This is a genomic window from Solibacillus sp. FSL H8-0538 (genome assembly GCF_038003525.1).
In the GTDB taxonomy this organism is placed as follows: Bacteria; Bacillota; Bacilli; order Bacillales_A; family Planococcaceae; genus JBBOPI01.
The window spans coordinates 1189888-1216820 of record NZ_JBBOPI010000001.1 but is presented as its reverse complement, the minus strand read 5'-3'; the positions used below and the strand labels follow the sequence as shown (position 1 = coordinate 1216820).

Annotated in this window: 30 protein-coding genes; 9 read left to right on the top strand and 21 right to left on the bottom strand. The window is 40.5% G+C overall.

Going from position 1 to position 26933, the window contains the following annotated elements:
* Positions 1-9 precede the first annotated feature (9 nt).
* The 8 genes from spoIIAB to MHH87_RS05555 form a co-directional block, all read right to left on the bottom strand.
* Positions 10-450: an anti-sigma F factor gene (spoIIAB, locus tag MHH87_RS05590; protein ID WP_340748342.1), complete on the bottom strand. Its 441-nt coding sequence runs from the start codon at positions 448-450 to the stop codon at positions 10-12.
* Positions 443-796 (bottom strand): STAS domain-containing protein, encoded by a 354-nt coding sequence (locus MHH87_RS05585; protein ID WP_340748341.1) that lies wholly within the window; start codon positions 794-796, stop codon positions 443-445. The genes spoIIAB and MHH87_RS05585 overlap by 8 nt, the downstream gene beginning before the upstream one ends.
* Before the next feature lie 240 nt (positions 797-1036).
* Entirely contained in the window at positions 1037-2785 is a 1749-nt protein-coding gene (locus MHH87_RS05580) for a SulP family inorganic anion transporter (protein ID WP_340748340.1), read from the bottom strand.
* Positions 2786-3257: 472 nt separating this feature from the next.
* Positions 3258-4562, bottom strand: coding sequence for a pyrimidine-nucleoside phosphorylase (locus MHH87_RS05575; RefSeq protein WP_340748339.1), 1305 nt, complete (start codon positions 4560-4562; stop codon positions 3258-3260).
* Between the two features lie 13 nt (positions 4563-4575).
* Positions 4576-5754: a phosphopentomutase gene (gene deoB / locus MHH87_RS05570; RefSeq protein ID WP_340748338.1), complete on the bottom strand. Its 1179-nt coding sequence runs from the start codon at positions 5752-5754 to the stop codon at positions 4576-4578.
* Positions 5755-5889: 135 nt separating this feature from the next.
* Complete coding sequence (xerD, locus tag MHH87_RS05565) at positions 5890-6792, bottom strand: site-specific tyrosine recombinase XerD (protein WP_340748337.1); 903 nt, start codon at positions 6790-6792, stop codon at positions 5890-5892.
* Positions 6793-7035: 243 nt separating this feature from the next.
* Entirely contained in the window at positions 7036-7491 is a 456-nt protein-coding gene (gene fur / locus MHH87_RS05560) for a ferric iron uptake transcriptional regulator (protein ID WP_340748336.1), read from the bottom strand.
* Positions 7492-8319: 828 nt separating this feature from the next.
* Positions 8320-8883, bottom strand: coding sequence for an NUDIX hydrolase (locus tag MHH87_RS05555; protein ID WP_340748335.1), 564 nt, complete (start codon positions 8881-8883; stop codon positions 8320-8322).
* 87 nt (positions 8884-8970) lie between these two features.
* On the opposite strand from MHH87_RS05555, the gene MHH87_RS05550 reads away from it, so the two are divergent.
* The gene (locus MHH87_RS05550; RefSeq protein WP_340748334.1) at positions 8971-9861 is read left to right on the top strand and encodes an aldo/keto reductase; all 891 of its coding nucleotides are present in this window, start codon (positions 8971-8973) and stop codon (positions 9859-9861) included.
* A 5-nt stretch (positions 9862-9866) separates the two neighbouring features.
* Positions 9867-10352: a VanZ family protein gene (locus MHH87_RS05545; protein ID WP_340748333.1), complete on the top strand. Its 486-nt coding sequence runs from the start codon at positions 9867-9869 to the stop codon at positions 10350-10352.
* Between the two features lie 31 nt (positions 10353-10383).
* Here the strand turns inward: MHH87_RS05545 and MHH87_RS05540 are convergent, their stop codons facing one another.
* Both MHH87_RS05540 and MHH87_RS05535 read right to left on the bottom strand, forming a co-directional pair.
* On the bottom strand, positions 10384-10644 hold the full coding sequence (locus tag MHH87_RS05540) for a YqkE family protein (RefSeq protein ID WP_340748332.1): 261 nt from the start codon (positions 10642-10644) through the stop codon (positions 10384-10386).
* Positions 10645-10713: 69 nt separating this feature from the next.
* The gene (locus MHH87_RS05535; RefSeq protein ID WP_340748331.1) at positions 10714-11895 is read right to left on the bottom strand and encodes an acetyl-CoA C-acetyltransferase; all 1182 of its coding nucleotides are present in this window, start codon (positions 11893-11895) and stop codon (positions 10714-10716) included.
* Positions 11896-12089: 194 nt separating this feature from the next.
* Between MHH87_RS05535 and MHH87_RS05530 the strand changes: the two genes are divergently transcribed.
* On the top strand, positions 12090-13052 hold the full coding sequence (locus tag MHH87_RS05530) for an alpha/beta hydrolase (RefSeq protein WP_340748330.1): 963 nt from the start codon (positions 12090-12092) through the stop codon (positions 13050-13052).
* A 225-nt stretch (positions 13053-13277) separates the two neighbouring features.
* Here MHH87_RS05530 and MHH87_RS05525 read toward each other — a convergent pair whose 3' ends face one another.
* From MHH87_RS05525 to MHH87_RS05505, 5 genes are all read right to left on the bottom strand, one after another.
* Complete coding sequence (locus tag MHH87_RS05525; RefSeq protein WP_340748329.1) at positions 13278-13748, bottom strand: S-ribosylhomocysteine lyase; 471 nt, start codon at positions 13746-13748, stop codon at positions 13278-13280.
* Between the two features lie 11 nt (positions 13749-13759).
* Entirely contained in the window at positions 13760-14500 is a 741-nt protein-coding gene (locus MHH87_RS05520; protein ID WP_445683116.1) for an amino acid ABC transporter ATP-binding protein, read from the bottom strand.
* A 17-nt stretch (positions 14501-14517) separates the two neighbouring features.
* The gene (locus MHH87_RS05515; protein WP_340748327.1) at positions 14518-15177 is read right to left on the bottom strand and encodes an amino acid ABC transporter permease; all 660 of its coding nucleotides are present in this window, start codon (positions 15175-15177) and stop codon (positions 14518-14520) included.
* A gap of 143 nt (positions 15178-15320) precedes the next feature.
* Positions 15321-16118, bottom strand: a complete 798-nt coding sequence (locus MHH87_RS05510) for a transporter substrate-binding domain-containing protein (protein WP_340748326.1) — start codon at positions 16116-16118, stop codon at positions 15321-15323.
* A 172-nt stretch (positions 16119-16290) separates the two neighbouring features.
* Positions 16291-16512, bottom strand: a complete 222-nt coding sequence (locus tag MHH87_RS05505) for a YneF family protein (RefSeq protein WP_340748325.1) — start codon at positions 16510-16512, stop codon at positions 16291-16293.
* Positions 16513-16726: 214 nt separating this feature from the next.
* Between MHH87_RS05505 and MHH87_RS05500 the strand changes: the two genes are divergently transcribed.
* From MHH87_RS05500 to MHH87_RS05480, 5 genes are all read left to right on the top strand, one after another.
* Positions 16727-17080 (top strand): lmo0954 family membrane protein, encoded by a 354-nt coding sequence (locus tag MHH87_RS05500; RefSeq protein WP_340748324.1) that lies wholly within the window; start codon positions 16727-16729, stop codon positions 17078-17080.
* 19 nt (positions 17081-17099) lie between these two features.
* Positions 17100-17732, top strand: coding sequence for a PspA/IM30 family protein (locus tag MHH87_RS05495; protein WP_340748323.1), 633 nt, complete (start codon positions 17100-17102; stop codon positions 17730-17732).
* A 70-nt stretch (positions 17733-17802) separates the two neighbouring features.
* Entirely contained in the window at positions 17803-18480 is a 678-nt protein-coding gene (gene liaF, locus MHH87_RS05490; protein WP_340748322.1) for a cell wall-active antibiotics response protein LiaF, read from the top strand.
* A complete protein-coding gene (locus MHH87_RS05485; RefSeq protein WP_340748321.1) occupies positions 18477-19505 on the top strand; it encodes a sensor histidine kinase in 1029 nt (342 codons plus the stop codon). The genes liaF and MHH87_RS05485 overlap by 4 nt, the downstream gene beginning before the upstream one ends.
* Positions 19498-20130 carry a response regulator transcription factor gene (locus MHH87_RS05480; protein WP_340748320.1) on the top strand — a complete coding sequence of 211 codons (633 nt, stop codon included), beginning with the start codon at positions 19498-19500 and terminating at the stop codon, positions 20128-20130. Before MHH87_RS05485 ends, MHH87_RS05480 begins: the two co-directional genes overlap by 8 nt.
* Before the next feature lie 143 nt (positions 20131-20273).
* Here MHH87_RS05480 and tkt read toward each other — a convergent pair whose 3' ends face one another.
* From tkt to yneA, 4 genes are all read right to left on the bottom strand, one after another.
* Entirely contained in the window at positions 20274-22268 is a 1995-nt protein-coding gene (gene tkt, locus MHH87_RS05475; protein WP_340748319.1) for a transketolase, read from the bottom strand.
* 280 nt (positions 22269-22548) lie between these two features.
* Positions 22549-22788, bottom strand: coding sequence for a DUF896 domain-containing protein (locus MHH87_RS05470; RefSeq protein WP_340748318.1), 240 nt, complete (start codon positions 22786-22788; stop codon positions 22549-22551).
* 66 nt (positions 22789-22854) lie between these two features.
* Positions 22855-23514: a YneB family resolvase-like protein gene (locus tag MHH87_RS05465; RefSeq protein ID WP_340748317.1), complete on the bottom strand. Its 660-nt coding sequence runs from the start codon at positions 23512-23514 to the stop codon at positions 22855-22857.
* On the bottom strand, positions 23514-23849 hold the full coding sequence (gene yneA, locus MHH87_RS05460; RefSeq protein WP_340748316.1) for a cell division suppressor protein YneA: 336 nt from the start codon (positions 23847-23849) through the stop codon (positions 23514-23516). The genes MHH87_RS05465 and yneA overlap by 1 nt, the downstream gene beginning before the upstream one ends.
* A 166-nt stretch (positions 23850-24015) precedes the next feature.
* On the opposite strand from yneA, the gene lexA reads away from it, so the two are divergent.
* Positions 24016-24636, top strand: coding sequence for a transcriptional repressor LexA (lexA, locus tag MHH87_RS05455; RefSeq protein WP_340748315.1), 621 nt, complete (start codon positions 24016-24018; stop codon positions 24634-24636).
* Positions 24637-24758: 122 nt separating this feature from the next.
* Here lexA and MHH87_RS05450 read toward each other — a convergent pair whose 3' ends face one another.
* Together MHH87_RS05450 and MHH87_RS05445 are read right to left on the bottom strand one after the other, a co-directional pair.
* Positions 24759-25454 carry a gamma-glutamyl-gamma-aminobutyrate hydrolase family protein gene (locus MHH87_RS05450; protein WP_340748314.1) on the bottom strand — a complete coding sequence of 232 codons (696 nt, stop codon included), beginning with the start codon at positions 25452-25454 and terminating at the stop codon, positions 24759-24761.
* Positions 25455-26159: 705 nt separating this feature from the next.
* Entirely contained in the window at positions 26160-26912 is a 753-nt protein-coding gene (locus tag MHH87_RS05445; RefSeq protein ID WP_340748313.1) for a prepilin peptidase, read from the bottom strand.
* Positions 26913-26933: the final 21 nt, after the last annotated feature.

The window sequence follows — 26933 nt, the reverse complement described above, 5'->3', positions numbered from 1 at the left end:
CCTATGTCTTTACGTTACGAGTGTACGGACAGAAGAAATTTGCTTCGTAAAAGTTATGACCGTTCCTTCCCCGATGACCGACTCTACTTGCAGATGATCCGAAAAGCTTTCCATAATAGTAAAGCCCATGCCAGACCGTTCAATTTCAGATTTTGTTGTAAACAACGGCTCTTTTGCTTGTTCAATATCCGCAATGCCGCAACCCTCGTCTTTAATCGCCACACTAATGACGTCAAAATCTCGCACTGCATGTACTGTAATAACGCCATTTGGATTTCCTGCATAGCCATGAATAATTGCATTAGAAACTGCCTCTGAGATGATTGTTTTACATTCTGATAGTTCATCGATTGTCGGATCCAACTGTGCGACAAAGCTTGTAACAGCCATCCGCGCAAGGCCTTCATTTTCACTGCGCGCCAAAAACGTCAGTGTCATTTCGTTATCCATTGACAATCCCCCTTGCCTGCATAATCGCTGTCTGTTCCAGTCCGTTCATTGTGTATGCACCGAGTCCGGAAAACTGAAAAATCTTTTGCATAGTAGGCGATGGATTGAGTAAAACTGTATGTCCATCTACCGCCCTTAACTCACGTATTCTTCCTAAAATTAGCCCGATGCCGGAACTATCCATAAAATGCAAATGCTCTAGATTCCAAATAATTGTTTTCACATTGCCTTGCAAAATAGTTTTTGAAATATGTGCGCGTACTTTTTCAGTTTCATGATGATCCAGCTCACCAAATAACCGAATGACCGCAATTTCATTTGGATACATTGTGATATCAAACTTCATTTTCTCGCCCCCTCTTGTTTCGCTATTCCACATGAATAGGAGCTTTCCTTTCTGAATGACAAAACTAGAACTGATTCGCTAATAGTAGTGCAGAAGTGACACACTAGAAGTTACTTGCAGTATGGAAAATCCGCCCTGTTTTTAAACATAAAAAAATAAGGCGTGACAAATTTAGTCACACCTTATTCGGCGAAAAATATTATTTTGTTAGGTATGAACACTGGGGCGTGTGCTTCCGTTTCATAAATAGATTTTTCCCTTAAGACTCCGTGCTTTATTTTGAGATAACTGCTGGCATTCACGAAACACAAAATGTTTACAGCTGTTACATGATTTGTGGTTGATGCATTCGATTGCTCCAGTAATAGCATCGCCTGTTTGCGTATAAAAGTTTTCCTGACCAATTTCCTCTGTTAACCCATTCGCATCAAGCATCTGTTTTAAACTGGATTGTACCCCTGTTACAAGGACCTTTCCACCTTGTTCTGTAAAATTTCGGACAATATTTCGGAAATACTCTTCACCGGTCGTATCAATGAACGGTACCTTGCTCATTCGCAAAATAAGTACCCTTGGATGATAATGAATTGTATTTAAAATCGACTGCTCAAATGTTTGGGCCGCACCGAAGAATAACGGTCCTTCAATCGTATAGACGCTTATTTGGGGACAATCATGAGTATCTGACACCATGTCGGCAAGTAGCTTTCCTTCTGTCGTTTCTAAATCAGGAAGCACCTTTGTCACGACAAGCACTTCACTCATACGCTTCGCAAATAAGACCACCGCTAGCATGAGTCCAACCTGTACCGCAAATGTTAAGCTCGTAAATACTGTTAATAAAAACGTAATAACAAGGACGAGTGAATCCCCTGACTTTAATTTTAGGATATGTGAAAAATGATGGCGCTCACTCATATTCCACGCAACAATCATAAGAACAGGTGCTAAGCTTGCAAGTGGAATATGAACGGCATATGGCGCAAGAACTAAGAGCGTCAACAAAACAAAGATGGCGTGAATAACACCAGACATCGGCGAAGTAGCACCCGTCTTAATATTTGTAGCTGTGCGGGCAATTGCACCTGTCGCCGGAATTCCTCCGAAAAATGGTGTTACGATATTAGCAATCCCTTGACCGATCAATTCACGATTACTATTATGCTTACTATTCGTCATTCCATCGGCAACAACAGCAGAAAGTAGTGATTCAATCCCACCAAGCATGGCAATAACGAATGCCGGACCTAACAGTAAATAAAGGCGTTCAAATGTAATTTCCGGAATGGAAAATTGCGGCAAAGTATTCGGAATGGTGCCATATGTAGAGCCAATTGTAGCCACTTGTCCCGGTAAAAATAGGATTGTTACCATCGCCGAAAGAATAATACCAACAAGTGCACCTGGCACTTTTGGTAACACACGCGGCGTTAATAATATGGTCACTAAGCTAATCACCGCCACAACGATGCTAAAAATATTTACGGTATTTAGATGAGAAACAATTTCTAAAATATTTTCATGGAACTTTTCATGTTGCTTCATCCCAGTTAATCCAAGAAAGTTTCCAACCTGTCCAGCAAAAATAGTAACGGCAATCCCTGCTGTAAAGCCAACTGTAACAGGTCTAGGGATGAATTTAATGAGCGTCCCAAGCTTAAATATCCCCATTAGCACGAGCATCGTTCCAGCCATAACACCTGCAATCAGTAAGTTCTCGTAGCCATAAACTAGCACTATACCAAGTAATACTGGTACAAAAGCTCCAGTTGGGCCACCAATTTGATATTTCGAGCCGCCGAGTAGCGAAATTAAAAGCCCTGCTATAATTGCCGTGTAAATGCCGTATTCAGGCTTAACACCAGATGCAATAGCAAATGACATTGCTAGTGGGACAGCTACAATCCCAACGATTATGCCCGATAATAAATCCTTTTTAAAATGATTAAACGAATAGCCTTGAAACCTTCCCGTCCAAATACGAGACATACAACCCCTTCTTCACCTTAAATTTTTATATTACTAAAAATAGGGCTCTACACCAAAATATGTACTTGACAGCACATTCCACTCCAGGCGGTCGCTTTCCGCGGGCGTGGCTTGAGCCTCCTCCTCCGCTTCGCTTCGTGCGGGGTCTCAAGGCTCACGCTTTTCCCACAGGAGTCGCCGCCTTCCGTTCCATGTGCTTATAAAGTTGTACACTTTCTTTTAAAGTAAAGCACATGTTTTGGTAAACACCCAAAAATAGAAAATATGAACATTTTTGAACTAATATTACTCATATTCTACCATATTTTAATGAATTTAATAGTAAGAAATGATAGAATTTAGAAAGACACAACTTGCCCAAAAGAGGGTGGGTTAATGTCCCTACTGATGTGGATGTGAAAGTTATGCTTTCTTATCCACTAAAAAAAGCTGTGCCCATAGTGAAATTCACTTTGGCACAGCTTTCTAACTATTATTTAGTAATAATCGCTTCAATTAATTTAGGAGCGGTAACTTGTTCAGGTGAAAGATGAATATGCGCGTAAATTTTTTCGATCACTTCACCGATGTCTTCACTATTCGCATAAATCGTCACTAATGATTCTCCTTTAGCTACTGAATCGCCTACTTTTTTGCGCAGTACTAACCCAACTGCTAGATCAATTTCAGAATCCTTTGTTGCACGGCCAGCGCCAAGAAGCATTGCTGCAGTACCGATATCATCTGCTTCGATTTTAGAAACATAGCCTGCCTCTTTCGCAGGTACGTCAATTTGGAATTTTGCTTGTGGTAAACGGGATGGATCATCGACAACAGATGCGTCGCCGCCCTGAGCTGTAATAAATTTTTTCAGTACTTCAAGTGCCGCACCATTTGCTACAACTTCTTCAAGCATCGTACGTGCTTCTTCAATTGTCGCTGCCTTGCCGCCAAGTACAACCATTTGTGAACCAAGTGTGTAGCAAAGCTCGTTTAAGTCAGCTGGGCCATGACCTTTTAATGTATCAATTGCTTCTTGCACTTCAAGCGCATTACCAATTGCATACCCTAATGGCTGGCTCATATCTGAAATAATCGCCATCGTGTTACGACCAACATTATTCCCGATTTTCACCATTGCTTCAGCAAGTAGTTTGGAATCTTCTACGGTTTTCATAAATGCACCGTCGCCCGTTTTTACATCAAGTACAATGGCATCTGCACCAGCTGCAATTTTTTTACTCATAATTGAGCTTGCGATTAACGGAATACTTGATACAGTCCCTGTTACATCACGTAATGCATAGAGCTTTTTATCTGCAGGGGTTAAGTTACCGCTTTGGCCGATAACCGCCATTTTAAGATCGTTTACTTGCTTCGCGAACTGCTCGCTTGTAAGCTCCACGTGAAAACCTTTTATTGCTTCTAGTTTGTCTATTGTCCCACCTGTATGACCTAGGCCGCGACCAGACATTTTGGCAACCGGAACCCCTACTGCTGCTACCATAGCTGCAAGAGGTAATGTTGTCGTATCCCCTACACCGCCTGTTGAGTGTTTATCCACTTTGATTCCTTCAATGCTTGATAGGTCGATTTGATCGCCTGATTCAACCATAGCCATCGTTAAGTCTGCGCGCTCGCGGTCATTCATATCTTGAAAGTAAATTGCCATACATAGTGCACTTGCTTGATAATCTGGAACCTGCCCATCTGTATAACCGTTTACAAAAAAGCGAATTTCCTCTTTAGAAAGCTCTCCGCCGTTTCGTTTTTTTTCAATAATATCAACCATTCTCATATGATGGTCCCCCTTATTTCAAATCACTTAAAAAGCTCGTTCCAAATTGAGGTGCTTTTACACTAAAGTTTTCCGCCACCGTTGCTGCAATATCCGCAAATGTATTGCGAAGTGGGATTTCAGTACCTTTAGTAAAGCGTGGAGAATAGACGATTAATGGCACGTATTCACGCGTATGATCTGTTCCTGGGAATGTGGGATCATTGCCGTGGTCTGCTGTAATGATGACTAAATCATCTTCACCCATTGCTTCTAGCACTTCAGGTAAACGGCGGTCAAACTCTTCTAGTGCCTCACCGTAACCGATTGGATCGCGGCGGTGGCCGAAGTTTGCATCAAAGTCTACTAAGTTCAAGAAGCTCAGACCGTGAAAATCACGTTTTACTACTTCATTTATTTTATCCATGCCGTCTGAATTGCTTTTTGTACGGATTGATTCTGTAACACCATCATTATTGAAGATGTCCGAAATTTTACCGATTGCAATAACATCGAAGCCGGCATCCTTCATTTCAGCCATTGTCGTACGGCCAAATGGAGTTAATGCATAATCATGACGATTAGGTGTACGAGTAAAGTTGCCTGGAGTGCCGATAAACGGACGCGCAATAATACGGCCAACTAAATATTCAGGATCTAGCGTTAATTCACGTGCAATCTCACAAATTTTATAAAGTTCTTCTAATGGTACAATTTCTTCATGTGCAGCAATTTGTAATACAGGATCTGCCGATGTATAAACGATAATCGCACCTGTTTCCATATGCTCTGGTCCGAAATCATCAATCACTGCTGTCCCACTATAGGGTAAGTTGCATAAAACCTTACGTCCAGTACGTTTCTCAAGCTCCGCAATTAATTCAGCCGGAAAGCCTTCTGGATACACTTTAAACGGCTTGTCGATATGTAAGCCCATAATCTCCCAGTGACCAGTCATCGTATCTTTGCCGACAGACGCTTCTTGCATCATGCCGTAAAAGCCTTTCGGTGTATGCGCTTTCTCAATACCTGGGAGCTCGTGAATATTAGATAATCCGAGGCTACTCATTGTCGGCATCTTTAAGCCATTCATTTTTTCAGCGATATGGCCTAATGTATGTGCACCAACATCCCCAAACTTATCGGCATCTGGTGCTTCACCAATGCCTACTGAGTCCATTACGATAACGTGAATTTTTTTAAATGGTTTCATAGTTATATTTCACTCCTCTTTCATATCATCTATTTTACCAAAAATTCCGGAGAAATAAAGGTCAGACATCCGACTGTATTTACTGACTATTGTCATTGTTGGCTACTTTATGAAAGATTTTTCTTATGACGCCTATTATGCCCGCGGATGGAACTGTTTATATACTTCAGAAAGACGTGTTTTACTAATATGTGTATAGATTTGCGTCGTAGAAATATCGGCATGCCCAAGTAGTTCCTGCACTGCTCGCAAATCGGCTCCGTTTTCGATTAAATGCGTCGCAAACGAGTGTCGCAGTACGTGCGGTGTAATCTCTTTTTGAATATTGGCAGTCGCTGCATGCTCCTTTAAAAGCTTCCAGCACCCTTGTCTAGTAAAACGTTTCCCTCTTTGATTGATAAAAAACGCTTCACTCTTTGGATAATTACCTTGTAATACGGGACGCGCTTTCGTTAAGTAGTTCTCGCATGCTCCAAGTGCACCTCGTCCGAGTGGAACAATTCGCTCCTTACCACCCTTACCAAAAACACGCACAAAGCCCATCGTCATATGTACATCTTCTAAATTCAGCTCGACTAATTCACTAATGCGCATACCTGAGCCGTAAAGCAGTTCGAGTAATGCTACATCGCGTACGCCTTGTGGTTTAGCAAGGTTCGGTGCAGCAATTAGCGCATCAATCTCCTCAACAGATAACACTTTTGGGAGTTTTTGTTCTCTAGCAGGCATTTCAAGATGCACTGTTGGATCTGTTTCTGTCACCTTCTCACGCAGTAAAAACTGATGAAACGAACGAATAGACGAAATATGGCGAGCAGTTGTCCGAGCCGATTTCCCTTGTGCGCGCAGGCTTTCTAAATGCAGTAAAATATGATTCCTCGTCACCTCATTAAAGGATTCAAGCTGCTGTACTTGTTCTAAATGAGCCGCATAGCTTTGTAAATCTCTTTTATACGATTGTAGCGTATTATCTGATAGCTGCCGTTCTACTCTTATAAAATGGATATAATCCGCAATCGGGTCTGTATATTGATTCATCGATACCGCCTCGTTTCCTACTAAATTGTTATAGTCAGTTTAGCATGAAATTCCAAAAGTGGCTGTCCCAAAAGTAAAAAACAAAGAATGATCGTCATCGTTTAATTAGTGGATGCGAAAGCATAACTTTCCCATCCACATAAGTAAAGACATCAACTTGTCCTATTTTGGGCGAGTTGATGTCCTTAACCATAAAAAAAAACAGCCCCTCAGCTGCTTTTTTCTTGCTACTTATACTTCCGCTTATTTACTGTCTCCATCGTTGTCGTGACAACGCCAGCAAATTCCGTGAAATGTTAGTCTATGATCTTTAATAATGAAATTCCAGCGCTTTTCTACGATAACTTCTACGTCTTCTAGTAAGTCTTCCTGTATTTCATCTACTGCACCACATTCAATACAAACTAAGTGATGATGGAAATGCATTGCGCCTTCTTGACGCAGGTCATAGCGTGATACCCCATCACCAAAATTAATTTTATCGACAACTTTCAGCTCCGTTAAAAGCTCTAGTGTACGATACACTGTAGCCAGCCCTATTTCAGGTGCCTTATCTTTTACTAATAAGTAAACATCTTCGGCACTTAAATGGTCCTCTTCATGCTCTAGTAAAACAGCCACTGTCGCTTCTCGCTGTGGCGTCAGCTTATAGCTAGCACTATGCAATTGTTTTTTTATTCGATCTATTCGGCTCTCCATGCGACGCCCCCCTATACTTATTTAATTATACCAAATGAGTAAATCTGTTTACAAGTTAATGATTCATATAAATACGTACGATATTGCGACGATTTCTGCAATAAACACGATCAGTATGATAAGTATAATAGTTAAAACTCTCTTAAGTGAATAACCTTTCCTCATTCTATGTCCGAAACCCCTTGTACTATTCTTTGTACTGATATTCGTACATAGCACTATTAGTAAAATACAATAAATTAGCTGAAAAGGGAACCACCAAAGCCCATATAACTTTATTGAATTGTGCTGGACGAGCAAAAAAACGGAGCTAAAGCCGAAAAAAGTGATTTTAATTCCAACAAAAATTTGCGCACATATAGCTAGAAACGAATGGGTTGAAAAAAATAGTACAATAATAATGGATAGAAAAACGGGTAATGCACTCGCTAGAATGGATGGCTTCTCAAGTGTCAATAAGCGACTGTCTGCCCACTTAATAACTTGCATCGCTTCTTGTAGTTCAAATAATTGATAACACGCGACTCCGCTCATAAAACAGATCGCTATCATCGTCGCATATTGCACGTACATAGTTTTTCGCATATATGAACACCCTCCTCGTCCATACAACTTATGCTCGTCCACCACGCATATGCAAAAAAAAAACTATAACTTCATTCAGCTGGCGTCCCAACGCCGGCTGAATGAAGTTATAGCCTCCGGCGGATGTCTCAGATTTTGAAAGGGGTCAATGATGTTAGCCTAAATTCGTCGCATCCATACGACAACGGCTAACTGACCTGCATCGTGCAGGCCCATGCCCATGCACAATTCAAAATCTGGACGTCAATTTCGCTGGGGCGAATTTGATAGGTGTTGCATTTTCATCCAGAGCACAGCAAAGGCTGTTTTTGCATCAAAAATACGCTTATCCGCCACCATTGCCTCTGCTTCCTCAATTGTCACGGCCATTAGCTCTACGAATTCATCTTCATCTAACTGCGCTTGCTCCTCTAAAACAAATAATCTTCGTGCCGCATAAAGATGAATCACTTCATCTGCAAACCCAGGGGAGGTAACGAAGGTTTGAATATATGTAAGTTCCTCGCAACCATAACCTGTCTCTTCTGCTAATTCACGGCGTGCAGTGACAGCAGGTGCCTCGCCCGGCTCTAATTTCCCAGCAGGAATTTCAATGATTGAACGTTCGATTGCTTTTCGGTACTGCTCAACTACTAATAGCTTCCCTTCATCCGTTATCGCAATGACTGCAACTGCACCTGGATGATTAATAATTTCTCGATTACTCGTCTTGCCATTCGGTAATTGAACCTCGTCTACTTTTAATGAAATGACACGCCCTGTAAAAATAGTATTCGATGTAATAGTTTTTTCCTCAAATTTTTTCATTTGGCTTCCTCACTTGTCGTTATGATTGATTTCATTGTACCATTAGAAATGGAATATTTCGAAGCAAGCACATTGGAGGAATTGTAGATGAAAAAAAGAAATCTCGGTAACAGTAATTTTACTATTTCCGAGTTAAGCCTAGGCTGCATGTCCTTACCGTCCAATACGGCGGATGCACGCGAAGTCATTGCGGCAGCACTTGATGCAGGTATTAATTATTTTGATACAGCAGATTTATACGATAAAGGAGAAAATGAAGCGGTTGTCGGTGCAATCCTAAAACCTCACCGCCATGACATCATCCTCGCAACAAAAGTCGGAAATCGTTGGCAGGACTGCGTGGACGGTTGGTCGTGGGATCCTTCTCCTGCACATATTAAAGAAGCCGTGAAAGAAAGCTTAAGACGACTTCAAACAGATTATATTGATGTATACCAGCTTCACGGTGGCACAATTGATGATCCGTGGGAGGAAATCATTGCGACATTTGACGACTTAAAAAAGGACGGGCTCATTCGCGAATACGGGATCTCTTCGATTCGTCCGAATGTTTTTGTGCCATTTTTACAAGAAAGCCATGCTGTGAGCAATATGATGCAGTTTAATATTTTCGATCAGCGCGCAGAGGAATGGTTTAGTACCATTGAGGCAGCTAGTGCTTCGGTTGTGACGCGCGGTTCGATTGCGAAAGGTTTACTAACGGCTGAATGGAAAACTCGTTTACAGCCGTATATGAGCTATTCTGAGAAGGAAGCACAATATGTACTCCTGCAGCTAGAGGAACTATTTGGCGATGTACATACGGCAGCACTTGCATTTAATTTACAATTTGAAGCAGTTGCATCTACCGTTATTGGTGCACGGACGAAGGAACAATTACAGATGAATTTAAACTCATACAGTCAATTACAGCAACTCGGCGACATTGCACAAATTAAACAATTTACAAAACAAGACATTTATACCGATCATCGGTGAAAAAAATGCTTTTTCTCGTCATAATAGCGTTAGCTGTCGTCGCCTTTGCATCTAATATGACGTACCAACAACAAACGATTGTCCCTGCTTTAAGGGAGTTACTACAAAATAAACCGTTTGAAGAATTACTCAGCAAAATCGAAGTAACCTATTGGGGAGAAACCTTATCCGTTGAAACGCGTGGCTATTATTATTTTCTTGAGTTTTTAATTCGTAAAGCGACACATTTTACTGGTTACGGCGTTATTGCCCTAATTTTCTTTTTCTTTTACCGAAAACTATGCTGGCGTCCATCAAGTATTTTCGCGATTATCTCGGTTATTATATTGGCAAGCTTTGATGAAATTCGTCAATCCTACAAACCAGGGCGCACTGGTATTTTTGATGATGTACTAATTGATACAGCCGGAGCTTTCACATTTATACTCGTAGTAAAAATTTTTTTTGCATTGAAGCATCGGTGGAAACCTTCCTATAATTCAAAAAGCTGAGTCTGCAATCGCGGACTCAGCTTTTTTTACTTTAAAATTTAGAACCTTGATCGCCGTAATTATTTAATAGCTCTTCAAAACTCATATTTTTTTCCTTTTGCTTGCGTTCAAAGACAAGTCGGGCTTGACGTTCTTCCTCTTGCGCTTGCACTTCTGCAACGAGAGATTGCTTTGCTGCCTTTAGCTTAGCTAACACGTCGCCGCCTAATTGATCTTTTAATGTGAGTAGCTCTGTCGTTTCATTTTTAGGCATTGCCGCTTGCTTTTGCCCTTGTTTTTTCTTTTTCCCCATGTCGTTCACCTTCTCTATCAAATTCGCCTCATGCAGCCGGTGTTTGTGTGCCCGCTGAATGTAGTTAAATTAACGTTGAACGATTGTTGCTACACCTTGGCCGCCGCCGATGCATAAAGTAGCAAGACCGGACTTTGCGTCTTGCTTTTGCATTTCATGAAGTAGTGTCACCAAAATTCGGGCACCACTCGCACCAATAGGATGACCAAGTGCAATCGCTCCCCCGTTCACATTTAGTTTATCATGATTAAACCCTAATTCGCGATCAACTGCAATTGATTGTGCCGCAAACGCTTCATTTGCTTCAATTAAATCAATATCATCGAGTGTGACTTTCGCTTTTACTAGTACTTTTTTTACTGCGAGCACTGGCCCAATACCCATCATAGACGGATCTACACCTGAACTTGCATTTGCCACAAGTGTTGCGAGCGGTGTTAAACCTAACTCAAATGCTCGCTGCTTTGACATTACAACTACCGCTGCTGCCCCATCATTAATACCAGATGCATTACCTGCTGTTACCGAGCCATCCTTTTTAAATGCCGGACGCAAGTAACCTAATTTTTCTGCCGTTGTTTCTGGCTTGGCGTACTCATCCTTTGCAAAAATAACCGGCTCTCCTTTACGTTGCGGAATTTCTACTGGTACAATTTCGTCTTCAAACTTGCCAGCTTCAATCGCCGCTGCTGCACGGGCTTGAGAACGGGCTGAAAAGGCATCCTGCTCCTCGCGTGTAATGTTGTGCGCATCGCATAGATTTTCTGCCGTTACTCCCATATGATAATTATAAAATGCACACCATAAACCGTCCTGAATCATTGTATCAACAACCTTTTGATCGCCCATACGAAACCCTTCACGTGCATTTTTTAAGACGTACGGTGCTTGACTCATATTTTCAAAGCCACCTGCAACGACTATGTCTGCGTCTCCTGCTGCGATGGCCTGCGCTGCTAAATGAACGGCCTTTAATCCTGACCCACATACTTTATTAATGGTTAATGCCGGGACAGCATGCGGCAGCCCAGCGTGAATCGATGCCTGACGTGCTGGATTTTGACCAAGACCTGCAGCTAGTACATTCCCCATAATCACTTCATCAACAAGTTCTGGCTCAATACCCGCTCGTTTTACAGCTTCCTTAATGACAATCCCACCAAGTACTGGTGCTGCCACATCCTTCAAAGCCCCTTGGAACGAACCTATAGCTGTTCGCACTGCGCTGACGATTACTACTTCTTGTGTCATATTCTCTCCCCTTTTCTCCAATCCTTTTGTAATACAAGTCTATCACTCTATAAACGGCGCCCTCAAGATAATTTTACCAAATATTTAAATAATTTATGTTAGAGGTTTTAAGTTGGTATTCTTTGATGTTTTATATCAATTTTATCGGGGAAAATAATAAAAAAATATTATATTTTGATTGTGAGGTGAAACGATTGAAAAAGAAAATTGTGTTTTTTTCTAGTATTGCCACTACAATTTTAGCTACTGTAACTGCTATATCAGGGATTTTGCTCACCAATCGACTGATGTATATTAAACCAAAAGACCCTACCTTTGTTTATGAGCGCGAAACAAAAGCAAGACGTTTTGATGAGGTGTGGTATAACGAGTGCCCTAAGCAGGAGCTCTCGATATCTTCACCAAATGGCTATACGATTAAAGGGATTTTTTTGAAGCCGCTCGAAACGACAAATACGATTATCATTTGTCATGGTGTTACTGAAAATAAAATAAACTCTGTAAAATACGCGCGCATGTTTGAACGTCTCGGCTTTAATATGGTTGTGTATGACCATCGTCGACATGGCGATTCAGGTGGGAAGACGACTAGCTATGGTTATTATGAAAAATTTGACTTAGGGGCAGTTGTTCAAGAGATCCGTTCAATAATAGGTGAGGACGCCCTCTTAGGAATTCACGGTGAATCCATGGGCGCAGCCACTACCCTTTTATATGCAGGGACAGTTAATGATGGAGGGAATTTTTATATTTCAGATTGTGCCTTCTCGGATTTCAGAGAGCTGCTATACCTAATTATCAAGCACACGATTTCGTTTAATTTCCGTGCGGCGGTTCCTATTAGCGATTTATTTATGCGTTTACGTGACGGCTATTCCTTACGAAGTGTGACACCGAAAGAAGTAGTGCAGCATATTAAAAAACCCGTATTATTTATTCATAGCATCCCAGATGAATTCATCCCTTATGAAATGGCAGAAGATCTATTTAAATTAAAGCCAGACCCAAAAATGTTACTCCTTTTTGATAAAGGCGGTCATGCTCAGTCATTTAATGAATCACCTGAACAATATGAGCTACTGGTAAAGGAGTTTCTTTATCAATTTGTACCAAACTCTGGTGGCTTTATGGATGATGGGGAGGAACCTGCATCATAATGTACACCAACCAATAAGGGGATTCATGCAAAAATAAATGCATTGAATGCCCTTTATTTTTCGTTCACCCTCAAAGAAAACAATTCGCCCAAAATAGGGTTAGTTGATGTCCTTACTTATGTGGATGGGTAAGTTTCGCTTCCTTATGCCCGCAAAAAAAGTTCGATTTCAAATTTGAAATCGAACTTTTAATGTATGGTTTATTAAAACATATGTGTACGCGAATTAATCCTCGAAAACAATATGCCATTCTGCGCGTTTTTCTAAAAATTCTTGTGCAAGCGCCTGAGCACCTTCTAAGCTATGGCTTGCCGCCCAGCCGCATTGTACTTCATTACATGCTGGTACAGAAGTTGCAGCAAGTACTTCATTTGTTGTTTTTTCTAAAATATCTAAAATTCCTTCATAGTCATCATAGTTTAAAAATGATACATAAAAGCCTGTTTGGCAGCCCATTGGTGAAAGGTCTACTACAAGGTCTGAATAGTTGCGAATACGATCTGCCATTAAATGCTCCAGTGAATGAAGCGCCGGCATTTCCATATGTGCTTTATTTGGCTGTTTGAAGCGGATATCGTATTTTGTCACAACATCGCCATGCGCTCCTGTTTTTGTGCCTGCTAAACGAACATAAGGTGCGACTACTTTCGTATGATCTAAATCAAAACTTTCAACATTTGTTTTCTCAGTTTTCATTATAGTTCCTCCTAAATAAATTGCATTGATTGAATAAATGCTGTAATCCGTTCATTCTTTTGATTCGCGAAAAACGCTTCAGTCTCGCCATCAAATACAATGTCACCGTCTTCTAAAAATAAAATTCGGTCTGCCACTTCTCTAGCAAAGTTCAAGTTATGCGTCACAATAATCATAGATTTACCCTCTTCGGATAATTTTTTCAGCACCTTTAATACTTCCCCTTCAAGTTCAGGGTCAAGTGCGCTTGTCGGCTCATCAAATAGCAAAAAGGTCGGCTCCATAGCCAGCGCTCTTGCAATTGCCACACGTTGTTGTTGACCCCCTGATAACTGCGAGGGGTAACTTTCCATTTTATGCGCGAGCCCTACTTTTGTAAGTAGCTGCTCTCCCATTGCTAGCATTTTATTCTTATCTTTTTTTAAAACTGTAATTGGTCCTTCGACAACGTTTTCTAGCACGTTCAGATGCGGAAATAAATTAAAGGACTGGAATACCATAGCTGTACTTTGTCGAATAGCTAGCTTATCCTTTTGACTTAGCATCTTGGCAAAATCCACTTTTACTTGCCCTACTTCTAATGTACCATATTGTGGGATTTCAAGTAAATTAATACAACGTAATAGCGTTGATTTCCCAGAACCTGATGGACCTAAAATCACCGTTGTTTCACCTCGATGAAACTGTAGTGAAATATTTTTAAGTGCGTGTTGAATACCAAAATATTTATTCATTTCTTGAAATACTACGATGTCGTCCACACCCTTTCTTAAATATATTTAGATGCTGATTTTTCCAATTTGCCTTGCGCATACGTTAACACGGTACAAATGACTAAATACAATGCTGCAACAAGACTGTAAATCGCAAGCGGTTCATATGTACGTGCGGTAATTTGCTGACCAATCATAAACATTTCCGTAATCGTAATACTTGCCGCTAGTGAAGTACCCTTTACTAAATCAATAAAATTATTTGTAATTGGCGGTAGCGAGATACGCACAGTTTGTGGTGCAATGACGCGGCGTAGTACTTGCCAATAAGTCATGCCAAGTGATTCGGCTGCCTCCCACTGCCCTTTTGGAATTGCTAAAATCGAAGCTCGAATGGACTCCGATGCATACGCCCCTGTATTTAATGAAAATGTAATGATGGCTGCGGTCCAGGCATCTAGTGTAATGCCTGCTTTTGGTACGCCGTAAAAGACGATAAATAATTGAACTAATAACGGTGTCCCTCTGAAAATCCATACATATGTACTAAAAATGAATTTTAAAATTTTAAAGTTAGATAGTTTGATTAATGCTGTAATAACAGCAATAACCAATGCAATTGCAAATGAAATGAGTGAAAGTGGAATCGTTGCGAGTAATCCCGCCTTCAAAATCGGCCAAATGGATTGTAAAATAATTTCGAGTTCACGGCTCATATTGGTCATCCCTTCCTTAGAAAAACACAACTCGACCAAAATAGGGCGAGTTGATATCATTACTTATGTGGATGAGAAAGTTATACTTTCTTATCCACTAAAGAAAAATCAATCGGCTTTGATTGCCGATTGATTGCCTTCAATTATTGAGAAATAATGTTATCACCAAAGTATTTCTCAGAGATAGCTGCAAACGTTCCATCCTCGCTACGCTTTTTAATAATGTCATTTAAGGCTTCACGAAACTCTTCATTATTTTGGTTTAAGATTAAGGCGATGTCTGTTGAGCTTACTTCCCCTTCTACTAAACGAAGAGGTGCATCTTTTTGTTCTTTTAAAAATGTTAAGAACGTTACTTGATCATGGATCGTACCATCCGCACGTTTTTGTAATACAAGTTCGATTGAGTTTGTTAAATTGTCCATAGGTACTACTTCTGCACCTAAATCAATTGCTTCTTGTGCGAAGTTACTTGTAATCGTTTGTGCGGCTTTTTTACCTGCAAAATCCTCTAACGATTGAATGTCGCTATCAGTATGAACCGCTAGTTTCGCTACAGATCTCATATACGGAATCGTAAAATCATACTTCTCTTTACGTTCATCAGTAATCGAAATGTTGTTAATAACGAAATCGTATTTATCTGTATCTAACCCTGCAATTAATGCATCCCATTTTGTTTCCACATATTTTACTTCTACACCTAAATCTTTCGCAATTTGATCCGCTATTTCATATTCAAAACCTGTTAATGCACCTGATTCATCATGGAAACTGAATGGTGGGAATGTACCCTCCAAGCCAATTGTAATCACACCAGCCTCTTTGATTTGCTGTAATTTATTTTGTTGCTCTGCGCTTGATGAGTCAGATTCATCTGAGCTACATGCGACTAGTAATACTGACAATCCAAGAAATAAACCTGTTAATAATTTTTTCATCTTACCATCTCCCTCTAGATTCTAAATCCTAGTTCTTTTATATGTTTTATAGTATTACATGGCTACGTCAATAAATCAACAGTATTTTCTAAGAAATTTATGTTAAATAAAATAAAAAGGCTACCTAATGCAGAATGAAACATCATGCATCCGATAACCTTTGATTAATTATTTATTTATCCTGTACTTTATTCATACTAGCCATCATTTGACGAACTTGTTTCTCTGATGGTTTACGTCCCATTTGAGCCATCATTACTCGAATCATTTGTTCGTTAATTGGTGGATTTTCTTTTAAATATTTCATCATATATTGACGAGCGATATAGAAACCTAGTGCTGCGCCTCCGATTAAAGCCACGATAATTAATACAATTCCAAGCCATAAATTCATTTATGTCCTACCTCCTCCACGTGCGATATACCGAGAAAAACTCTCCAAAATGGATTATACACTAAATTGTATAACGTTTCTATTATTAATTTCTATGAAAAAGGCTTACGTGCTCTACGCCTCTAGACCTAGTGAAAGATACAGTAATAGGTCATTACCGAAAATTACAAGTCAAGGTACGATAAGGACATCACTAACAAGGAGGATGAAACATTTGAAAAAGTTTCTTTTATTTACAATAGGCGCCTTCGCTGCACTAATTGCACTCGTTGCCTTATTACCTGTAGCGGGTCTGATCATTTCAGGATTGCTCGTAGCTGCAGGCTTACATTACTACACGAAAAGCACAGCTGTTTTCAGTAAAGTAATGAGCATTGTTCTAGCACTAGCAGGATTAATGAGTGCATTATCGAACACACCTGGATTTATCGGCTTAGTTGCAATCGCCATTCTTTACTTCATTTACAAAAACTGGAACGTCAAAGGCGATGAAGTTATTGTCGAAAGTGAACATGAAAACGATCCATTCACAAACTTTGAAAAAGAATGGGCAAAATTATCAAAATAATGTAGAGGAGCGATTTACAATGAAAAACTTAATTCAACGTTTCAAGTATACAATTCAGGCGGATTTACATGACTTATTTGATAAAAAGGAGCAAAAAAATCCGATTTCCCTGCTAAATCAGTATATCCGCGAGGCGGAAAAGCAAACGGAACAAACAGGAAAACTGCTAGCGCGCCAAAGTCAATTGAAAAAAGAACTAGAAACACAGCTGCAACAAACGGAAGAAATGCTAGCAAAACGCGAGTCACAGTTAGCACTTGCAACGGCGAGCGGTGAAGCGGATTTAATTGCCTTTGCGAATGAAGAGGTCGCAGCATATACAGTGCGTAAGTCTGAGCTTCTATCTAGTATAAATGCGAGTACTCAAGAATATTTTGAACTTGAACGTAAATTTGAAACGATGAAGCATAAAATTAAAGATATGAAAGTTCGTCAGCTGCAACTGATGGGCAAAGAAAATGTAACACGAGCACATCATCAAATGGATAAAGTATTGACGTCAAACAATGAATCAAACTTTGATGAACTATCCAACTATATTGATGAGCTTGCACAAAAAATCGATAAAAAATACGAAGTAACAACATTCGAAACACGCCTAGCTCAACTAGAAAAAGAAGGCACATCAAAAGCTATTGAACTAGGCAAATAATGCTATACTATTGAGGAGGAGGAAGCGCTATGCTTTCTCCCTTTCTAACGTTAAAAAGGAGGGGCCTTACTTGACTAAATTTTCGACGGATCAGCTGTCATTTCTCGTCATTAGCTTTTTGTTAATCGTCTTAGTCGAACTAACCATTTTCAATAATGGTGGCGTGTTCCTATTAATTTTCGGGGCAGGTCTTACTTATTTTGGTGTCAAAAAGTCGAAACGGACGATGTTTTGGATTGGTATTATTTTAATGCTGTTCGCCCTTCTTAGCTTATGGACACTACGCCTTTTCGTAATTGGCTTACTCATATACTTACTATATAAACTACAGAAAAAATCAGCTGAAGTAATTGAACTAAATAAGGAACCGTTACAAGCTGATGTGCAGCAAGCTACATTAATTGGTACAACGTCTTCCCCACTTGATGCGTACAAATGGAAGGATGTTCAAATTCAACGTTTCATAGGGGATATTACCATTGACGCGACGCAGACGATTTTACCTGTTGGAAAATCCGTTATTTCGATTCAGCAAGCCCTTGGTAAGGTGCGCGTCATTATTCCGTATGAGGTGCCTGTACGCTTGCACTATACTACGATTTACGGTGAAGCGACTTGCTTACGAGCTGCACCAAAACGTCTATTTAACGAACAGCTACAGTTTGAGGATGGCGATCTTAATGCAAAACGCGAGCTCGTTATTTATGTGGCGACGTGGATTGGTGATGTGGAGGTACAGCGCGCATGATTTCATTTATTGGCCGTTTTATCACGCTATTTTTCATGCTTTTTACGCTGACATTTATCGTTCTTGTGTTGCTATTAGGTGAACCAACCGAAAAGACATGGTCGATATTAGTGGATAAAAACATTGAATCGATGCCCATTTTATTCATCTGCCTACTACTCATTGGAATTTTGTCCTTTTTGATCTCAACATGGATGAGTGGCGCCATGAAAATGCGTGAAGCCACGACGACGCGTTATGTTAAAAAATTAGTAGAGCCCGATTTTACAGGTCCCATAAAAAGAGGCGTTCCCCGCCCTTTAAAAAAAGCGCTAACCAATGCCAGTGACTTAATTGAAACGCAGCGCACGTCCCTACAGCGCTTAACGAATGAAAAAGTCGAAACAAATGATGCGATCGTCCAGGAACGTCTCGTTGCAGAACGCCAAAGACTCGCACGTGAGCTTCATGACTCTGTTTCCCAACAACTTTTTGCAGCTTCGATGATGTTATCTGCCTTAACCGAACAAGAACAGCCGGAGACATCAAAAAAACAACTAACACAAGTAGAAAAAGTCGTCCAGCAAGCACAACTTGAAATGCGCGCCCTGCTCCTGCATTTACGCCCAATTGCGCTACGCAACAAAACACTTGCGGAAGGACTGGAAGATTTAATCGTAGAACTTCAGGAAAAAGTGTATTTTAAAATTGACTATCAGCTAGAGGAAATCGCGCTTTCAAAAGCCGAGGAAGATCATTTATTCCGCATCGCGCAGGAAGCACTGTCCAATACACTTCGTCACGCAAAAGCTAGCGAAGTGGAGCTATTACTTGTTGAACGCGATGAAAAAGCGATTTTGCGGATTCAAGATAATGGTTTAGGATTTGAAGCAGAAGGCGATAAATCTGCTTCTTACGGTCTTCGAAATATTGCAGAACGCGCTGTAGAAATAGGCTGCACATACAAAATTGTTTCTGTTCCAAATGAAGGGACCATTGTCGAAGTTAAAGTCCCAATAACGAAAGGTGGCGAACAGCTTGATTAAAGTTTTTATTGCAGATGATCACGAAATGGTGCGCATCGGCGTTTCTGCGTACCTTTCTGCCCAGCCGGATATTGATGTCGTTGGTGAAGCAGCAAACGGGTTAGAAGCGGTTGAACGGGTGCTCGCATTGAGACCAGATGTAGTATTGATGGACAATGTGATGCCCATCATGACCGGAGCCGAGGCAACTGCTGAAATTTTAAGTCAATGGCCTGAAGCAAAGGTCATGATGGTCACAAGTTTTTTAGATGATGACAAAGTATACCCTGCCCTCGAAGCTGGTGCGGTTAGTTATATTTTAAAAACATCCAACGCAAAACAAATTGCTAACGCTATTCGAAAAACAATGGATGGTGAAATGGTACTCGAGCCCGAGGTGACCACAAAAGTAATGTCGCGTATGCGTTCTGGTACGACGATTTCCCTTCACGAGCTATTAACCGAGCGTGAAATGGAAGTACTACAATGTATGGCACGCGGTTTAGCCAACCAAGAAATTGCAGCAGAACTATTCATCGCACTAAAAACGGTAAAAACACATGTGAGTAATATTTTAGGTAAACTCGATGTCCAGGACCGTACTCAGGCGGTTGTTTATGCGTTTCAAAATGGGTTAGTGAAGTAGTTAAATGGAGATTATATATATGTCTGAGCGTACGTATACGTATGAACAATTTGAACAAGATGGTATTTTTACCTTAATAGTAGCGTTTTATCGCAAAAAAAGGAATCTCGTCAGCGTTGACAAGATTCCTTTTTTATTTTGGGTTATAATGCTTTTACTTTCGCTACTACGTTTTCTACTGTAAAGCCATATTTTTCAATTACTAACTCGCCTGGTGCAGATGCGCCGAATGTATCGATTGCAAGTACATCACCTTCGAAGCCAGTATATTTATGCCAGCCGAATGAAGAACCCATTTCGATTGCAAGACGTTTTGTCACTGCTTTCGGTAATACTGATTCTTTGTATTCTGCTGATTGTTTTTCAAAGCGGTCCATTGCAGGCATCGAAACGACTGATGCATCAATGCCTTCAACTAGCAATGCTTTTTGCGCTTCTACAGCTAAGCCCACTTCTGAACCTGTTGCGATTAGAATTGCATCCGCTACTTCTTTTGTAGCTGGAGATACAACGTAAGCACCTTTTTCTACTCCGTCATAAACTGTTTCAATTGTTGCGTCAAGTACTGGTAAGTTTTGACGAGATAATACTAAAACAGTTGGCACATTTTTAGAAGATACCGCTAATTTCCAAGCTGCCGCTGATTCATTTGCGTCAGCTGGGCGGATTACTGAAAGGTTCGGCATTGCACGTAATGCTGCTAAATGCTCGATTGGCTCATGCGTTGGACCATCTTCACCTACAGCAACTGAGTCATGTGTGAATACATACGTAACAGGTAAGCCCATTAAAGCAGATAAACGTACTGCTGGACGAACATAGTCCGAGAAGACGAAGAATGTCCCGCCGAATACATTCACACCACCGTGTAAGGCCATCCCGTTCATTGCAGCACCCATTGCGAACTCACGTACACCAAACCAAATATTACGGCCTTCTGGATTTTCTACAGAGAAATCACCAGCGCCTTTAATCGTCGTTTTGTTTGAGCCAGCAAGGTCAGCTGAACCACCAAAGAATGATGGTGTTTTCGATGCGATTGCATTAATTGCATCACCTGAAGAGCTACGTGTTGCTACAGATTTACCTGCTTCATAGACAGGAAGCTCTGAAGCGAAATCTTCTGGTAAGACATTGTTCATTGCGTTCACAAATTGTGCAGCTAGTTCTGGGAATTCCGCTTTATACGCTTCGAATTTTTCATTCCAAGCTGCTTCTGCTTGTACACCTTGAACTTCTGCTGCTGCGTTGAATGTATCATATACTTCTGCAGGAATTGCAAATGGCTCGTGGTTCCATTCGTAAGCTGCTTTTGTTAAAACAACCTCGTCTGTTCCAAGTGGTGCACCGTGAGAATCAGATTTGCCTGATTTATTTGGTGAACCAAAGCCAATTACTGTTTTAATTTCGATTAATGTTGGCTTGTCTGACGATTTTTTGGCATTTTCAATCGCAGTATTAAGCGCATCTACATCATTGCCGTCTTGTACTTTTAAGTAGTTCCAGCCGTATGATTCGAAACGTTTTTGTACGTTTTCAGAGAATGACTTCTCTAAATCACCATCTAGTGAAATATCATTTGAATCGTAAAGTACGATTAATTTTTCAAGTTGTAAGTGGCCTGCTAAAGAAATAGCTTCTGCCGCTACGCCTTCCATTAAGTCGCCGTCGCCGCAAAGTGCGAATGTATAGTGGTCAACAATGTCTAGACCTGCTTTGTTATAAGTAGCTGCAAGGTGACGCTCTGCCATTGCCATACCGACAGACATGGCAATCCCTTGACCAAGTGGACCCGTTGTTGCTTCCACCCCTACAGTGTGCCCATACTCTGGGTGACCTGGTGTTTTTGAATCCCATTGACGGAAGTTTTTAATCTCTTCCATCTCTAAACCATAACCACCTAAATGTAATAGGCTATATAAAAGCATCGAACCATGACCTGCTGAAAGTACGAAACGATCGCGGTTAAACCACTTAGGGTTTTGTGGGTTGTGGCGTAATTGTTTTGTCCATAAAGTATAAGCCATAGGAGCGGCACCCATTGGCAGTCCAGGGTGACCAGAGTTTGCTTTTTCGATTGCATCAATTGATAAAGTACGGATAGCGTTAATTGCTAATTGATCCACGTGTTGTGTCATTTTGTGACATCCTTTCTCGTGCTATATATTGTTCTTAATACAGTTTAGTCAAGTTTGTACAAGAAAACAATGCTTTCCTTTAACGTTTTGCTAAATATGTCATACTTAATTAAAAATGTGCCATATTAATCGAAATTTTAATAAAAACCTCTATTGGAGTTATTGGCTGTGGTAGCTTCCGTGTTTGACACACATCGTGCTACGGCTAAGGTTTTTGCTACGACGAAGCACTTTTCATTGTTCATTATTAAAAGCAAAAACAGATTATCGCGCGGAGCCCTTAGTTTAATAACTGATTTTTTTGCGCTTTTACTTGCTTTACTTTCTCCGGCGTTACATCATTGCCTTTTTCGTCGACTACTTTAACGTGCTCGATTGTGTCACGCATCGTTGTACGGAAAACATCTAAATATTCTTTGCGCAGCGCTGTACGCTCTTTTGCTAGTTCTTCTGTTAATTTACCTTCTTTAGCTAATTTCGAAAGTTCATTAATACGAGCAAGTTTTTCTTTTGATAACATATTTGTCTCACCTTTCATAATTGCAATAATACAAAGGTATGAGAAAAAGACTTGAAGTGCAAGTGTTTACTCTTCAAGTCTTTCAATATGCTCAGTGTATCTTCGGTGAATGGTCGCTTTACTGACTTGATAGCCGAGTCCTGATAGGGTGCTAGCGATTTCTAAAAATGTGAGGCCCTTTTGACGCAAATTGACGATCTCTTCAATTGGCACTTCAATTCGTTCACGGCCTTCTAAATTGCCACGGTTTTTTAAGTTTTCCTCGGGTTTGTAGCCGTTTTCTACAGCGCGTCTCATACCACGACGAATTTTTGCGTTGTGAAGTCTTCTTTGGTACTCCTCCACAACCGCTAAAATTTCTAGTAACATCGTATCCATTTCATTTAATGCTAATGGTCCCGCTTCATTTAATGAAAAAACGGTCACATCATTTTTTTGTAATAAATGAAGAACGGCCATTCGTGCATTCCCGCGCCCTAAACGCGTCTCGTCCTGCACAAATAACGCATGGATGGCATTTGCCTTCATATAATCCATCATATCAAGTAAGCCTTCGCGGTCTACATCATAGCCGCTTTGCTGATCCTTGAAGATGTTCACGACGTTATAGCCTAACTGTTTTGCGTAACGAGACAGTTCTTCTTCTTGGCGTACTAACGATGACTCTTGGGTTTGTTTTTCTGTACTGACACGGCAATATAATACAGCCTCATTATTGTTTTTCATTATTTCTCACTCGCTACTTTTACTGAATGGTGTTCGTCAGGACTGGATTGCTGAACGATATATTGTGATTCCTTTTCTACTGGAACAGATAAAGACTGCCCAATGACTATATGTTCACTCGTCAGATGATTTTCTTTTGTAACATAACTAATCCAATCTTGCTTTGTCATTTTACCACGATATTGATCGGCTAACGACCATAAAGTGTCACCGTGTTCGATTTCAATTTGTTCGTATTGTGCTATATGTTCGTCTGTCACTAAGATGTATGTAATAAAAACAATAGAAAACGCTAAAAACATTGATACTACGCTATTTTCTTGCAACCACTTCATCAAATTCGACCCCTTTAGAATGTTTGTTCGGAATGTATGTTCTCATAATAAAGCGAACACATGTTTTTGTCAACACTTTTCTCGAACCTATGTTTGCTTTTGTGTTCGCATACTGTTATACTATTATTAATAAAATTAGACTACATAGATTAGAGAGGTGAGCAAGTTGACAAAAGTATCAAAACGACAAGAAGCGATTCTAGCTTTTATAAAAGAGGAAGTTCGTTCAAAAGGTTATCCGCCATCAGTTCGTGAAATCGGTGAAGCTGTAGGTCTTGCCTCAAGTTCAACTGTCCACGGGCATTTAGCTCGTTTAGAAAGTAAAGGTCTTATTCGTCGCGACCCTACAAAGCCCCGCGCAATTGAAATATTAGATCAGGATGAAAGTTCAGTACCAAAGCAAGGCGTTATCCATGTCCCATTAATCGGGAAAGTAACTGCCGGGGTACCGATTTCTGCAATCGAGGATATTCAGGAGTATTTTCCACTACCGGATACGTATGGTAGCTCAGAGGATGAATTATTCATGCTTGAGGTTATGGGAGAATCAATGATTGAGGCTGGAATTTTAGACGGTGACTATGTAATCGTGAAAAAAAGTTCTACAGCAAACAACGGTGAGATTGTTGTTGCAATGACTGAGGATGATGAAGCAACGGTAAAACGTTTCTACAAAGAAAAAACGCATTTCCGTCTGCAACCAGAAAACTCTTCAATGGACCCGATTTTAGTAAACCAAGTAACGATTTTAGGTAAAGTAGTCGGCTTATACCGCCGCGTTCATTAATAAAAAGATTGGTGCATTTGCGCCGGTTAACACCCGATAAGCGCTGGCCGACCTCAAGTGTGTGCGCGAATGCCTAGATAGCGTTAAAAAGCAGGCAAATCCATTTACGGATTTGCCTGCTTTTATTTTTTTGATGCCTCTATAAAGCTACTAAATAACTTTTGAGCTAATTCATTCCCTGTTGCTGCTAACTCCTCAGGATGCCACTGTACGCTAATGCAATATGGGTGGTCCTTATGCTCAATGGCCTCATTCACACCATCTAAAGCAACCGCTGCTTCAACCAAACCTTCACCTAATTCATCAACAGCTTGGTGGTGAAATGAATTCGTACGGATTGTCGATTCCCCAAAAATTTCTCTAAGTTTCTCTCCTGTTACTTTAACAGAATGCGTTAGTTCCTGGCGCCCAGATAATTGTCGATGCGCATGCACATTTTCTAGCTGCGAATTAATATCCTGAATGAGCGTGCCTCCAAAAGCGACGTTTAGTACTTGATGACCACGACAAACCCCAAAAATCGGCATTTGCTTTTCAAAAGCAGCCTTTACTATGCGAATATCGCTAGCATCACGCTGTATAAAAAACACTCCTAGCTTCGGGTGCGGTTCCTGTCCGAACAAATAAGGGTCAATATCATGCCCGCCAATTAGCAGTAGTCCATCAATTTTATCTAAAATGCGCCCTACATCTGCTTCGTTAATGAGCGGTAAACAAAATGGAATGCCTCCTGCCTGTTCAATCGATTTGACATAGGCATTATTTATTTCAAATTTTCCGTCTCCCGTATGCATCGTGACACCGATTATCGGCTTCATAATACCACCTCTTTTTTATGATTATTACCTCTATGTTAGTTCAACACCGTATCTTGGGGTTGATTTTCGTTCTGGCTGGACGCTTTCCAGGGGGCGTTCGATGAGCCGCTTCCCTCGCTACGCTCAGTCCAGGGTCTCATCTAGAACGCTAATCCCCTAGGAGTCGCCAGCCGCCACTCCAATCAACAATCATTCTACTTTTATTGTCATCCCCGACTTTTGGTGATGAGCCTCTACATTACTACTATAACAATATATACCACATGAAATATAGAATTAAATCGGTAATCTATTAATAATAAGCACAAGCGCACGTTAATAATTTGGTTTTTAACTTCAACTTGCAGAGGAACCATTTCTATATTGCTCCTCATAAAGGAAATAACTAAATTATTTACTAAAAGGCCATGTAAAAATTCCTGTGTCGCCATGACAGATGATTTTTTACAGCTAATTAATTTTCATTATTGTTTTTCTAGTGGTGATTTAAAAATCCCCTTTATTATCTCATTAGAAAGGAAATTTTCTCACCCTGTTTTCGAGAGATGGATGTTTTAAACGCGATTTGTCTCAATTGGTAGAATTGAGATACAACTTATCTGATATTAAGTGTCACTGGCACTTATTTGCGGTTATGTCGTATGTTCATTTGGTCAATTTGCATTTTTCAGTAAAAATTATCCACTAGCTAAAATTAAAACAAGATTAAAAGAAACGCCAATACCAATCCACAATCGAATTTCCGTAAAAATAAACAAGAACGGCTGCTAATGCGATAGACGGTCCAAATGGTACAGGTGTTTTTCGTCCTTGGCCGCGCACTTTTAAAACAATGATGCCGACTACCATACCAATGACGGAAGCGAGGAATAATGTTAGTAAGGTATGCATCGTCCCGAGCACTAATCCGATGACGAAGAACAGCTTAATGTCGCCGCCGCCCATGCCACCGTTTGAAATAATGGCGATCAGCAACAAGATACCAAAACCAATGACAGCTCCGAGCGCACTATCCCACCACGGATCGAGCGGTGCAAAAATGCGTGCAATCATAAGGAGTGGCGCAAAGAACAGCAAAATCTTATTCGGAATTAACATATATGCAATATCGGACACATTAATAATGACCAACAGTGAAATAAATAACAGTGCGACTGCAAGCTCTGGCTGCCATCCAATTTGCCAATAAGCAAAGGCAAACAGTACCCCTGTACCAAGCTCGGTAACCATATAAATTGGTGATATTTTCACACCACAGTTACGGCATTTTCCTCGTAAAAATAGGTATGAAAAAACAGGAATCAAGTCCAGAGCGGTCAGTCGCCTGTTACAGTTTGTGCAGTGCGATGGAGGCGAGACGATTGACTCCTTTTTTGGCACACGTAAGCCGACTACATTATAAAATGAGCCGAAAACGAGACCAAAAATAAACGCAAAAACGGTATAGGCAATTTCCATGGTAAACGCTCCTAACTAATT

Excerpts from the sequence above, each read along its gene's own strand:
- spoIIAB (WP_340748342.1), bottom strand. The coding sequence starts at position 450 with ATGGATAACGAAATGACACTGACGTTTTTGGCGCGCAGTGAAAATGAA.
- MHH87_RS05585 (WP_340748341.1), bottom strand. The coding sequence starts at position 796 with ATGAAGTTTGATATCACAATGTATCCAAATGAAATTGCGGTCATTCGG.
- MHH87_RS05580 (WP_340748340.1), bottom strand. The coding sequence starts at position 2,785 with ATGTCTCGTATTTGGACGGGAAGGTTTCAAGGCTATTCGTTTAATCAT.
- MHH87_RS05575 (WP_340748339.1), bottom strand. The coding sequence starts at position 4,562 with ATGAGAATGGTTGATATTATTGAAAAAAAACGAAACGGCGGAGAGCTT.
- deoB (WP_340748338.1), bottom strand. The coding sequence starts at position 5,754 with ATGAAACCATTTAAAAAAATTCACGTTATCGTAATGGACTCAGTAGGC.
- xerD (WP_340748337.1), bottom strand. The coding sequence starts at position 6,792 with ATGAATCAATATACAGACCCGATTGCGGATTATATCCATTTTATAAGA.
- fur (WP_340748336.1), bottom strand. The coding sequence starts at position 7,491 with ATGGAGAGCCGAATAGATCGAATAAAAAAACAATTGCATAGTGCTAGC.
- MHH87_RS05555 (WP_340748335.1), bottom strand. The coding sequence starts at position 8,883 with ATGAAAAAATTTGAGGAAAAAACTATTACATCGAATACTATTTTTACA.
- MHH87_RS05550 (WP_340748334.1), top strand. The coding sequence starts at position 8,971 with ATGAAAAAAAGAAATCTCGGTAACAGTAATTTTACTATTTCCGAGTTA.
- MHH87_RS05545 (WP_340748333.1), top strand. The coding sequence starts at position 9,867 with ATGCTTTTTCTCGTCATAATAGCGTTAGCTGTCGTCGCCTTTGCATCT.
- MHH87_RS05540 (WP_340748332.1), bottom strand. The coding sequence starts at position 10,644 with ATGGGGAAAAAGAAAAAACAAGGGCAAAAGCAAGCGGCAATGCCTAAA.
- MHH87_RS05535 (WP_340748331.1), bottom strand. The coding sequence starts at position 11,895 with ATGACACAAGAAGTAGTAATCGTCAGCGCAGTGCGAACAGCTATAGGT.
- MHH87_RS05525 (WP_340748329.1), bottom strand. The coding sequence starts at position 13,748 with ATGAAAACTGAGAAAACAAATGTTGAAAGTTTTGATTTAGATCATACG.
- MHH87_RS05515 (WP_340748327.1), bottom strand. The coding sequence starts at position 15,177 with ATGAGCCGTGAACTCGAAATTATTTTACAATCCATTTGGCCGATTTTG.
- MHH87_RS05510 (WP_340748326.1), bottom strand. The coding sequence starts at position 16,118 with ATGAAAAAATTATTAACAGGTTTATTTCTTGGATTGTCAGTATTACTA.
- MHH87_RS05505 (WP_340748325.1), bottom strand. The coding sequence starts at position 16,512 with ATGAATTTATGGCTTGGAATTGTATTAATTATCGTGGCTTTAATCGGA.
- MHH87_RS05495 (WP_340748323.1), top strand. The coding sequence starts at position 17,100 with ATGAAAAACTTAATTCAACGTTTCAAGTATACAATTCAGGCGGATTTA.
- MHH87_RS05485 (WP_340748321.1), top strand. The coding sequence starts at position 18,477 with ATGATTTCATTTATTGGCCGTTTTATCACGCTATTTTTCATGCTTTTT.
- tkt (WP_340748319.1), bottom strand. The coding sequence starts at position 22,268 with ATGACACAACACGTGGATCAATTAGCAATTAACGCTATCCGTACTTTA.
- MHH87_RS05470 (WP_340748318.1), bottom strand. The coding sequence starts at position 22,788 with ATGTTATCAAAAGAAAAACTTGCTCGTATTAATGAACTTTCGAAATTA.
- MHH87_RS05465 (WP_340748317.1), bottom strand. The coding sequence starts at position 23,514 with ATGAAAAACAATAATGAGGCTGTATTATATTGCCGTGTCAGTACAGAA.
- yneA (WP_340748316.1), bottom strand. The coding sequence starts at position 23,849 with ATGAAGTGGTTGCAAGAAAATAGCGTAGTATCAATGTTTTTAGCGTTT.
- MHH87_RS05450 (WP_340748314.1), bottom strand. The coding sequence starts at position 25,454 with ATGAAGCCGATAATCGGTGTCACGATGCATACGGGAGACGGAAAATTT.
- MHH87_RS05445 (WP_340748313.1), bottom strand. The coding sequence starts at position 26,912 with ATGGAAATTGCCTATACCGTTTTTGCGTTTATTTTTGGTCTCGTTTTC.